Origin of the sequence: Lactobacillus sp. UMNPBX17 (assembly GCF_002553735.1) — a bacterium.
In the GTDB taxonomy this organism is placed as follows: domain Bacteria; phylum Bacillota; class Bacilli; order Lactobacillales; family Lactobacillaceae; genus Lactobacillus; species Lactobacillus gallinarum.
This window is the reverse complement of record NZ_PCYT01000014.1, coordinates 1-11,493: the sequence shown is the minus strand read 5'-3', so window position 1 is coordinate 11,493 and position 11,493 is coordinate 1. Positions and strand designations below refer to the sequence as shown.

The following is an 11,493-nucleotide window of genomic DNA, read 5'->3' as shown; positions in this document are numbered from 1 at the left end:
AAAGAATAGTTTACTCTTGCCGTTTTAATATTTCAAATTTGTGCTTAATTTTTTAAATTTTGCAAAAATTCACTAATAATCTGATGAACTTTTGCTGGTTGTTCTGCCTGAGGCAAGTGCCCACATTCCGGAACAATTGCGGTTTCAACCTTCTCATTCAGGAATTTAATTGCCTTCGTAAAATCAGGATTAAAGAATGGTGATTTTTCACCAGCAATTACCAGCATCGGAACTGGACTATCCATAATCATATCGCGCCAATCTTGTTCCGCATGCTCTACCAAGCAATTGTAGTTTTCCTCAGGATTATAAGGAAAAGCTTGATATTCATTCTTGGCATCTTGGAACATTTTTTCATCAATATGATGGTAAAAAGCCTTGCCAAAATCGAATTTTAACATTTCTGGATAATTATCCCAGGTTAACTCCTTAAAGCCATATTGCCAGGTCTTGTCGGCGATCATCTTAGGTGATTGATCTAGATCAACCATCGCCTTAAGCCTGCCCTTACCATAAATGGACAAGTAGGCCCAGATGTTGGCCGCACCCATGGAATTACCGATAGCAACAACATCGTGCAAATCCAGCTCTTCCATCAATTCTTCCAGGTCAACGGCATGACGACTGATTCGCTGACCGCGGTAGGTGCGCTCGGATTGTCCTTGATTGCGCGGATCAAGCATGACGAAGCGATAACGATCATTAAAAAGTGCAATTAGGTCTTGCCACATTTGACTAGAACCACCGATACCGGGGATGCCTAATAAAACAGAGCGATCTTTTTCCCCTGTATCGCTGTAATGCAGCATGACATCATCATTTGTTTTAAATTTCATTTTGATCCTTCTTTGTATTCTTAGTTTTAACCTTATTATTACACAAAAAAGCAACCTGGTTTCCCAGATTGCCTTTTTCTACCAAACACCGATAATCTTCATCCAAAGTGAACCTACAATACCAAAGATCAGCATGTAGAGAATACCCAAGATGAAATTCATCTTCCACCATTCTTTTTGCTTAACGTAGCCTGTCGTAGCCAAAATTGAAGCAGGACCGTTAGCATAGTGAGTAGTTGAAGCGTTAATTACACCAGTAAATGCTAACAGCATAGCTGAAAGGCCAAGCGGTGCACCCATTGCAGTAGCTACAGTTAAGAATGGCAAATAAAGAGCTGTCATGTGAGCTGTACCACTAGCAAAGAAGTAGTGAGTGTAGAACATTAACAAAATAAGTACTACTAAAACAAGGCCCCAGCTGATGCCGTGAACTTCGTTTTGAATAAACTTGGTGAACCAATCGATAAAGCCGTAAGAAATCAACTTACCGGCCATGAAGATCAAGATTGAAAGCCAAATCAAAATGTTCCAAGCACCAGTTTCATGCAAGGCATCTTCCATGCTTAACACACCAGTAATTAATAAAAGCGTTACTGCTAAAAATGCAACAAAGGCTGAGTTAAGTTGTGGAATCTTGAAGAATCCTGAAAGAACCCAAAGTAAAATAGCTAAAGAAAAGACAATTGCCATGATCTTTTCAGGTTCGGACATTGGACCCATCTCTTTTAATTTGCCATCAGCCCAATTTTTAGCATTAGGAGTTTCCTTAATCTCAGGTGGATACATCTTGTAAATTACAATTGGAATAATCAATGTAGCCACGATTACTGGAACTAAGCCTGCCCAGAACCAGCTAATCCAGCTCATTTGATAGCCCTTTTGTGCGGCCATCTGTTGAGCAACCAAGTTAGGAGCAGCACCGGTAATAAATAGTGCTGTTGATAAAATATTAGCGTGAAAGGCGGTGAAGTCTAAGTATGCACCGATCTTCTTTCTTGAAGGATCGTGAGGATTAGACTTGTAACTCTTGGAAATAGATTCAACTACAGGCCAAGTTACCCCACCAGTACGAGCACTGTTAGATGGAATAAGCGCACCCATGATTAATTCCAAGCCGGTAACGGCATAACCGATACCAATTGATCGCTTACCGAACTTTTTAATCATTAAGTAAGCTACACGGTTACCTAAACCGGTCTTGCTAATACCATGAGCCATGATAAAGGCCATAGCGATTAGCCAAGCAGCAGAGTTGCCAAAAGAACTCAAAATACCAGTTTGTACTACCACGCCCTTGGAATTAACTATGTCTTTAACTGGAGCTAAGCCAACTAAGACAGTTACTACCATTCCGAGCAATGTTGTACCACCAATTGGCAATGGCTTTGTGATACATCCCACAATCGTTGCAACAAAGATTGCAAACATTTCCCAGGCTTGAAGTGATAAACCACTTGGTCGCCATGGTGTGATCAACCACAGCACTATACCTACTACTAAAGGCCAAATGAAGCCTTTATAATTTACCTTCTCTAAATTTTTCATTTTTCTCCCCTGATGAGTATTCAATAAAAAAATCAATTCAAAAATGAATTTTTTCACATAGTATTATATACCTTTCAAGGGAAATTTAAACTATTTTAAAAAGAAAGTTATTTTTTATGTTTTTTAAAATAAAAAACAAGTGCATTTCTGCACTTGTTCGCTTGTCTTAGCAAACATTAGTTTGATAAAATTATATCTGCAAAAAAGTTAAATTAGCGGTGGTACTTCTTTTAGAAAGAAGTTGATGCTTATGGTGTAAATCATTTTGCTCATATTCTAAAGAAAGGAGGACCAATTTTACTTGATGAATCTTCTTGTATTCATCCTTGGTGTAACATTTTTCTTATGTTGCCTGGCATCGGAGCTTGTATATCTAATCACCCAGACTATTCGATTAGTTATTCTAATTCGAACATTAAAAAAATAGCAAAATTAAAAACCGCTTCAATAGCTTTTGGAAGAAGTTTAGCGGTTTTTAATTAATCCTAAACAGTACCACCGTTTTTTAACGGTTTTGCACTAAAGAGGTGCGGCAGTCGTAATGCCGGCCTCTATTTTCATTTCTAATTATATCACATTAGCCAATATTATCCCAAGGCTTCAAGTCTACTGCTGGACCTTCTGCAAGTTCAACTTGCTCCTTAGTCAAAAATTCTTTTCTAACTACGACATCATAAACATAGTCTTCAAACCATGGTTGACTCATTTCGTAAAAGCCCTTGTGACCAAACTTGTCACCCCATGAATTTTCAACCTTCCACTTGCGAATGTGGCCGTGATCTTCATCAACACCGACTAAGGTCATATCGTGAGTAGCAAAACCTTCGCCAGTCGCTAAACGATCAGCCTTGCTCATCTTGGTATCAACACCAAATAATTTATCGGTTTGGTAAAGTTCGGTATCAAGATAACCAGTCTTTCTTTCCATTTGCTTTAAAACGTCGTTACCAAAGATTACGGCATCCCCAGATTTAAGTTGTGCTACAGCAGCTTGAGCCAAGTATTCAATTGGCACATTCAAAAACTTAATTTGATCACCGCCATCAACATTGTCATAAAGTGGCATATGGTAAAGCTTGTTAAATTCGTGGTTAGGACAGTTTGATAAAACTACATAATCATCAAACTTAAAGTCCTTGAAATACTTTTGTACGAATTCACGTGGAGTTAAGTCTCTTTCCAAGTGATATTTTTTGTCGTCATCGCGGTATTCCAAGTCAAACTTCTTTGGTGGTTCGCCTAAGGCAACAGATACCATGCGGTAAACTTCATTCAAAAAGTGCTTCTTAGCCTTTTCAATTTCATCTTGTGAACTGCCTTCACTCACTAATTTACGTAAAGCAATAGCATCTTTTCTTTCCTTACGTGCTAAAGAATCGATCAAACCAGTAGTATTGTTGGAGTTAAAACTTTCAGGCATTGCGTATGAAGGTACAACACCATATTTTTTAACTAGGTTGATGGCCATGCTCCAAAGGCCGCCATCTTCACCAGCAAAAGCTAACCATGATTGCACTTCGCGGTCGTTAAGTGGCTTATCAGCCAAACGGATCATTGCATCATAAAAGGCATTTGCACGTTCAATCTTATCCCAGAAAAAGTTATAAGCTTGTGAGAAAGTGAAATCTTTTACTTTGTTTTGCTTGCCAAAGTAATGACGCAAAACATTCAATGTGGCAAATTCCCAGCAACGACCAGAATGCTTTTGGTCAGTTACGCCACCTACATCAAGTTCAGTTGAAAAAACATGGTTTAAACGTTCTGAAACGCGATCGTTAAAGGATGCTTCAAGTAATCCGCTACGACGAGCAGCACGTGAAGCAACTTGATTTTTGCTATTAGTATTGAAATCGGCAGAAAAGTCTGCGATCTCTTGATCAGAAATAACTGTCATATCCTACCTCGTCAGTCTCTAATTTCTTATTAATTCTTTAATCATAATAATACCTTCTTTTGTATTATCTAGCAAGCAAAAAAAGGCGTTCAATGAACGCCTTTTTCTTAATATATCTATATCAATTAAAGTTCAATACCTGATAAAACTTCTTGCATTTTATCAGCTGAGTTGAGCATCTTAGCCTTTTCAGCATCTGAAAGCTTGGTTTCGATTACTTGTTCAATACCTTCACCGTTGATAACAGTTGGAGTACCTAAGTACAAGTCGTGCTTAATGCCATATTCGCCGTTAATTGGTGCTGATAATGGCAAGCAGATTGAACGGTTGTCCAAGATGGCACTAACGATTTGGGTAAGCATCATTGCAACACCATAGAATGTAGCACCCTTGTTAGCGATGATCTTGCCGCCCTTCTTGCGGACGTCAGTTTCAATTTCACTTAAAACATTGTCATTAATTTCTGCATAGTCGCGAAGCGGCTTGCCATCAACAGTTGTTTCATCAAAGTTTTCAAAACTAGTATCACCATGTTCACCAAGAACCATTGAGTTAACCTTGGCAACTGGAACATTAAGCTTCTTAGCAAGTTCAACGCGAAGACGCATTGAATCAAGTGAAGTACCAGTACCAATTACACGGTTCTTAGGGAAGCCTGATAACTTTTGAGTTAAAGTAGTTAAGATATCTACTGGGTTTGCGGAAACAACGAATACACCCTTAAATCCTGATTCAACAACGGGTTCTACAATGCTCTTTAAAATCTTAACGTTCTTAGCAACCAAATCAAGTCTAGTTTCACCAGGTTTTCTAGGAACACCAGCAGTAATTACACAAACGTCAGCATCTTTAGCATCACTGTATTCAGCTGGATGGATATCAGTTTGACCCATAAATGGAGTAATATCTTCAAGGTCCATTGAGTCACCAACTGGACGATCCTTAGCTACATCGCAAATTGCCAATTCATCAACAGTAGCGTTTTGCAATAAGTCATTTGCAAAAGTTGAACCTACGGCACCATCACCAACAAGAAATACTTTTCTACTCATAAGTTATATTAGTCCTTTCATAAACGTAATTTTCTACATATTCCATTATACACTAAGCGCTTACATTAGACACTATTTATTAATTAATTACGTTAATATTGTGCTTTTCTTAACAAATATATTGAAAAAAAGACAACTCTCATTGTCTCTTTTTCGGTTAGATTTATTTGTGTTCTCTAGCGTATTTAGCCATTTGAATACCAGCTTGGCGACCAAAGATAACCGTTTCAGCAACTGAGTTACCACCAATACGGTTGTTGCCGTGAAGTCCGCCAGAAACTTCACCAGCTGCATAAAGACCTTTAATTACGTTACCGTTGGTATCCAATACTTGAGTTTCGGTGTTGATATGAATTCCGCCCATAGTGTAGTGAATAGCTGGGTGAATGTGAATAGCGTAGTATGGTCCAAGGTTTAATTCACGATCCATACCAGTAGTTCTGCCAAATTCCTTATCCTTGTGGTTTTCAACGGCCTTGTTCCACTCATCTACTGTGGCAGCTAAGTTTTCTGGATCAACATCAATTTCCTTAGCTAAGTCGGCCAAAGTGCTGCCCTCCTTAACCAAGCCAATGTGGTCATAAAATTCTACAGCTGCAAAATGAGCACGAACACCTGAATCGAAGACCAAGTATGCACCGTCTTCGTTTAAACCAGTAATCGCACTTGAAACAATTTTACGGGTGTTTAATTCGTTAACAAAACGCTTGCCGGCCTTGTTAACCAAAATAGCACCTTCACCACGTAAACCTTCACCGATTAAGTAAACGTGTGGGTTATCAGTATCTGCAGTTGGGTGAACTTGAATAAAGTTCATTTGCATCAATTGCGCACCAATTTCTTTAGCAAGCTTAATCCCATCGCCAGTAGCACCTGGTTGGTTGGTAGTCTTGTAGTCAACTAAATCTGGACGATACTTCTTGATGATTTCTTTAGAAGCGCCAAAGCCACCAGTAGCAAGCAAAACTGCCTTAGCCTTAATTGTTTTAACGCCTTTATCAGTTTCAACTTCTACGCCGTTAACATTGCCATTCTTGTCTTGCAACAATTTAGTTACTTTAGCACCAGTAAAGATGTCTACACCGGCCTTTTTAACTTGGTTAGTTAAACGTGAAGTCAAATAGAAACCAACTGGTTCCATTGAACCTGGACGGTGAGCTCTCTTTACGCTCATCCCACCGGTAATGGTTAAATCAGTCAAACGAACGCCATATTTCATTAACCAGCTAATTGCAATAGCAGAGTGGTTAACAAAGTACTTAAGCATTGCACGGTCGTTTAATAAACCGCCACCCTTTAAAGTTTCTTCGTAAAAGTCACGGTTGTTGTCAATGATTCCTTCATCAAGTTGAACCAATGATTCAGATGCGTTCATACCACTAGAAGCACGACTAGTGTTACCACCAATTTTACCGTTCTTTTCCAAAATAACAACATTCAAACCAAGTTCACGAGCTTGAAGTGCTGCTGTTAAACCAGTACCACCTGAACCAACAATTATTGCATCATATTTATTTTTTAATTCTTTATTATTTGGCATAATATCCCCTATTATTCTTCTGGAGTGGACTTGTCGACATTAGTCATCTTCATGTAGTCCATCCATTCATCGTATTGCTCTTCGGTAACCTTGCCGCTCTTTAAGGCAGCTTCTTTCAAAGTAGTGCCCTCTTTTTGTGCAGCTTGGGCAATTTTAGCAGCAGCATGGTACCCAATGTGTGGTGATAAAGCAGTAACTGTCATAAGTGAATTTTCAAGCAATTCATCCATACGCTCTTCGTTAACAGTTAAGCCATGTATCATTTTATCAGCAAAACCAGTAATTGTACCAGTTAATATATCACAAGAATCAAGGAATGAAGCAATCATGACAGTCTTAAAGACGTTCATTTCAAAGTTACCTTGACTTGCAGCAAAAGTAATCGTGGTATCATTACCAAATACTTTAGCAGCAGCCATAGTTACAGCTTCGGCTTGAGTTGGGTTTACCTTACCTGGCATGATACTTGAACCTGGTTCGTTAGCAGGAATATTTAATTCACCGTAACCAGCTCTTGGACCTGATGCCAAGAATCTGATATCTTGAGCAATCTTAAACATGTCGGCTGCGAGCGTCTTAAGTGCACCATGCATTACATCAAGACCTGAGTGGTGTGCCAAGCCCCAGAACTTGTTGGTCTTAACCTTGAATTCATGACCATAAACTTCTGATAATTTACCGGCGATCTTTTCAGTCATGCCTGGTGCAGCGTTAAGTCCGGTACCTACAGCAGTACCACCGATAGCCAATTCATAAAGAGTTGGCTTCAATTCTTGAATGTATGAAAGATCATGTTTCAATGCGGAAATGTAGCCAGATAATTCTTGACCAAAAGTAAGTGGAGTTGCATCTTGCAAGTGAGTACGACCAACCTTAACAGTTTTCCAGTACTTCTTTTCCTTAACTACTAATTCATCAATTAAATGCTTGATAGCGGGTTCAAGCTTGTCTAAGGCTTCAACAGCAACGATATTCATAGTAGTTGGATAAGTATCATTAGATGATTGACCACGGTTAACATCATCGTTAGGCAAAATACCTAAACCTGGGTGAAGCTTGTTGGCCAAGTTAGCCACTACTTCGTTAACGTTCATGTTACTTTGAGTACCTGAACCAGTTTGAAGTACGTGTAATGGGAAGTCTTTTCTTAAATCTTCATCATTCAAAGCCAAAAGATGATCAATTGCATCTTCAATTGCTTCACCTTTTTCTTTAGGTTCATCCCCAACCTCAACGTTTGATTCAGCTGCCGCCTTCTTCAAATGCAAAAAGGCACGGATGATTTGAATTGGCATTAATTCACCGCTTGGGAAGTTATTGCGACTTCTTTCTGTTTGTGGACCCCACAAAGCATCCTTAGGAATTTTTACAGGGCCAATAGTATCACTTTCAATACGATATTCTTCTTCGCTCATTATTTTTCCTCCTTACATAAGCATAAGGTTTTTGTTAGTTTTCAATCACCTTTTATGATACCTGTAAAGGCTTTCTTTTTCAATTAAAGAAAAAAGATCTAGGATAGCCTAGATCTCATCTTAAAAATTTCTACCTATTTTGATGGTTCATCTTTTTAGCAAAGAAGTCACCAACAATTTGTACAATAAAAATCAAAATGATGACTAAGATAGTGGCAACTAAAGTAACGTCATTGTTGAAACGGTTGTAACCGTATGAAATAGCTGTGTTACCTAAACCACCGGCACCGATGGCACCAGCCATTGCAGTTAAACCAATCAATGAAATGATGGTTACTGTTGAAACGCGGATTAATTCTGAACGTGATTCACGTAAGTAAACATCAAAAATGATATCTGAAACAGTTGCGCCTAAACTTTGAGCAGCCTCTACTTTACCTGTGTCAACACTTTCAAGGGCAACTTGTACCTGACGAGCGTAGAATGGGAAAACACCTAAAGTTAATGGAACTAAGGCTGCCTTCATCCCGATTTGAGTACCAACAATCTTTTGCGTAACAGGTGCAACAAAGGCAAGCAAGATTACAAATGGAATAGCTCTAAAAATTGAAACTATCTTATCGCAAACGTTATACCAGAACTTGTTTGGACGAATACCGTCTTCTTTGGTTACAACAAGCAAAACACCAAAAATAATTCCGAGAATGCCACCGAAGATTGTGGCCCAAAAAGTCATGAATAATGTTTGAAAGATACTAGTTCCCCAGCCAGCGTCTCCGCCCCAGCCGAGTTGTACGACATTTGGACAAACTTTTTCAAACCAACTAATCATCTAAATTCCCCTTTTCATCCAATCTAGTCAAAGTAACGTTTTGCTTCTCCAAGAATTCTCTAGCTTGCTTTTGCTTATCGGCATCCCCTTTAACCAAAACAACCAAAGTACCGATCGCTTCGCCATTTAACAGTTCCACGTTACCATAAAGCATTGAAACCTCTACTCCAATTTGACGGTAAAGTTCAATAATGATGGACTTAGTCACATTGGCAATGCTGTAAACCAGTTGATATACCTCTTCATTTGCTTCTAGTTTGCCAAGGTTCAAGGCCTCTAAAGTTTGAATAGCTTCAAGGCCACCACCAACAAAGCGTTTAGTCAATTCCTTCTTAGGATGCAAGAAGACTTGACGCAAATTGCCTTTTTCAATCATCTTACCGTGTTCCATTACAGCAACCTTATTACAGATCTTCTTAACGGCATCCATTTCGTGGGTGATTAAAACTACAGTCAAACCTAATTGCTTATTGAGTCGCTTCAATAGATCCAAAATTTGTTGTGTATTTTGTGGATCAAGCGCACTAGTAGCTTCATCAGAGATCAAGATATCGGGGTGGTTAGCCAAAGCACGAGCAATAGCTACTCTTTGTTGCTGACCACCTGATAATTCAACTGGATAAAAGTTAGCCTTATCTTTCAAATCAACTAAATCAAGCAATTCTAATGAACGTTTTTCTAATTCTTCATCGGAAAGTTTTGCATGCTTTAATGCAAAAGCAACATTTTCTAAAACCGTTGTTTCATTTAATAGGTTGAAGCCTTGGAAAATCATGCCGATTTTTCGACGTTCCAGTTGCAATTGTTTATTAGAAATAACTTGTTTGCCCTCTTTAACAAAATCGACATCGTTGACCTTGATATTACCCTTGCTAGGATGTTGCAGGAGGTTAATCGTTCTAACCAAGGTTGACTTACCGGCACCAGAGAAGCCGACAACTCCATAAATATCGCCTTTTTCAACGTGCAAAGTTACATCGCTAACTGCTTTGACAACTTTACCCTTTTTTTGAGGAAAATCTATATCAATATGATCTAATTGAATAATGCTCATTCTAACCCCTCCTACTTAATCTTGATATCCCAAGCAGCAATTTGTGAATTACCGTAGTAGTGCTTAGTTATCTTCTTTGTCTTTTCGGTTTGGTAGGCCTTAACCACATCTTTGTAAAGTCGGTTGTTTTCTTGACCCTTCTTAGCACAAATGATGTTGATCCATTGCTTAGAATCTTTGTTAACTGGTTCAACGTAAATAGTTTGCTTATCGCCTAAACCAGCTGGACCAGCATAGTCGTTGTTAACTACTGAAGCATCAACTGAGTTGATTACTCGACCAGTTTGTTCAGCACCAACTTCCTTTAACTTAAGGTTGCGTGGGTTCTTAGTGATATCGGCTACAGTAACAAGTGTCTTGCCCTTTCTTAAACCGATTAAGCCAGCGTTTTTAAGAACAAACAATGCTCTTGATTCATTAGTTGCATCATTTGGAATGGCAATAGTTGCACCATCTGGCAATTGAGACAACTTCTTGTATTTCTTAGAGTACAAACGAATTGGTGCAATATAAGTTTTACCGATTGGAACTACACCACCACCATTTGACTTGTTCCATGCTTTAAGGAAGGCGTAGTGTTGGAAAGCATTCAAATCAACATCGCCAGATTTCAAAGCCTTGTTTGGCTGGTTGTAATCAGTAAAATTCTTTATCTTAATCGTAATACCATATTTATCTTTAGCCGTTTGAGCAACGCTCTTCCAAATAGCTGCATCTTGTTTACTTTGTGAGACAACACCAACTGTTACAGTCTTGGCTTGGGTTTTACTTGGAATTCCTGGTCCAAAACTAAACCAACCAGCAATTAAGATTAAAACGCCGATAATTGTCCAAATAATTGTATTTCTCCGTCTACGCTTACGCATGTAACTCAACTCCTAATAATGAAAATAAAAAAGCATTCATCCTAAAAGGACGAATGCTCGTGTTACCACCTTTAATTCATTTATCACTCACGCGATAAATCTCATTAGCTATCAAATTAATAGCCTGCACTGTTAACGGGTACAAATCCGCTGATAGCTAAATATCACTATCAGTCATCGTTCCAAGCCCATATTCGCTAGAGCCTATTTGCTAACTTTCACCACCACGTTAGCTCTCTTTATAAATAGGAAACTAGTTACTCAGCTCTTCAAGATGTTTGATTAATAATTTGTTATAAATAAGTTATCATCATTTTTTAATCTAGTCAACATATTTTTAATTATTCTTCTGAGTAAGCGGTTTTATTTTATAATGTGATTATATCTTATAATTTAATAATTGCCGTAAATTGCAATAATAAATTGAACACTTACGCTGTTTGATAGATTTTATCTAAT

9 protein-coding genes and 1 other annotated feature are annotated in these 11,493 nt (G+C 38.4%); all 9 genes read right to left on the bottom strand.

Annotated features, from left to right (window positions below):
* Window positions 1-44: 44 nt before the first annotated feature.
* The 9 genes from CP368_RS03660 to CP368_RS03620 all read right to left on the bottom strand — a co-directional run bounded on the left by CP368_RS03660 (window position 45) and on the right by CP368_RS03620 (window position 11,034).
* Window positions 45-836: an alpha/beta fold hydrolase gene (locus CP368_RS03660; protein ID WP_098045758.1), complete on the bottom strand. Its 792-nt coding sequence runs from the start codon at window positions 834-836 to the stop codon at window positions 45-47.
* A gap of 78 nt (window positions 837-914) precedes the next feature.
* Window positions 915-2,381, bottom strand: coding sequence for a DASS family sodium-coupled anion symporter (locus CP368_RS03655; protein WP_098045765.1), 1,467 nt, complete (start codon window positions 2,379-2,381; stop codon window positions 915-917).
* A gap of 577 nt (window positions 2,382-2,958) precedes the next feature.
* A complete protein-coding gene (locus tag CP368_RS03650) occupies window positions 2,959-4,275 on the bottom strand; it encodes a C1 family peptidase (protein WP_087175846.1) in 1,317 nt (438 codons plus the stop codon).
* A gap of 125 nt (window positions 4,276-4,400) precedes the next feature.
* Window positions 4,401-5,327: an L-lactate dehydrogenase gene (locus tag CP368_RS03645; RefSeq protein WP_098045757.1), complete on the bottom strand. Its 927-nt coding sequence runs from the start codon at window positions 5,325-5,327 to the stop codon at window positions 4,401-4,403.
* Between the two features lie 163 nt (window positions 5,328-5,490).
* Entirely contained in the window at window positions 5,491-6,867 is a 1,377-nt protein-coding gene (locus tag CP368_RS03640; RefSeq protein ID WP_087235598.1) for a flavocytochrome c, read from the bottom strand.
* A gap of 11 nt (window positions 6,868-6,878) precedes the next feature.
* The gene (locus tag CP368_RS03635) at window positions 6,879-8,282 is read right to left on the bottom strand and encodes a class II fumarate hydratase (RefSeq protein ID WP_098045756.1); all 1,404 of its coding nucleotides are present in this window, start codon (window positions 8,280-8,282) and stop codon (window positions 6,879-6,881) included.
* A 130-nt stretch (window positions 8,283-8,412) separates the two neighbouring features.
* On the bottom strand, window positions 8,413-9,114 hold the full coding sequence (locus tag CP368_RS03630) for a methionine ABC transporter permease (protein ID WP_098045755.1): 702 nt from the start codon (window positions 9,112-9,114) through the stop codon (window positions 8,413-8,415).
* Entirely contained in the window at window positions 9,107-10,168 is a 1,062-nt protein-coding gene (locus CP368_RS03625) for a methionine ABC transporter ATP-binding protein (RefSeq protein ID WP_087363398.1), read from the bottom strand. The genes CP368_RS03630 and CP368_RS03625 overlap by 8 nt, the downstream gene beginning before the upstream one ends.
* Window positions 10,169-10,179: 11 nt before the next feature.
* Window positions 10,180-11,034 carry a MetQ/NlpA family ABC transporter substrate-binding protein gene (locus tag CP368_RS03620; RefSeq protein WP_098045754.1) on the bottom strand — a complete coding sequence of 285 codons (855 nt, stop codon included), beginning with the start codon at window positions 11,032-11,034 and terminating at the stop codon, window positions 10,180-10,182.
* 42 nt (window positions 11,035-11,076) lie between these two features.
* Window positions 11,077-11,316 (bottom strand) — a binding site (T-box leader).
* Window positions 11,317-11,493: the final 177 nt, after the last annotated feature.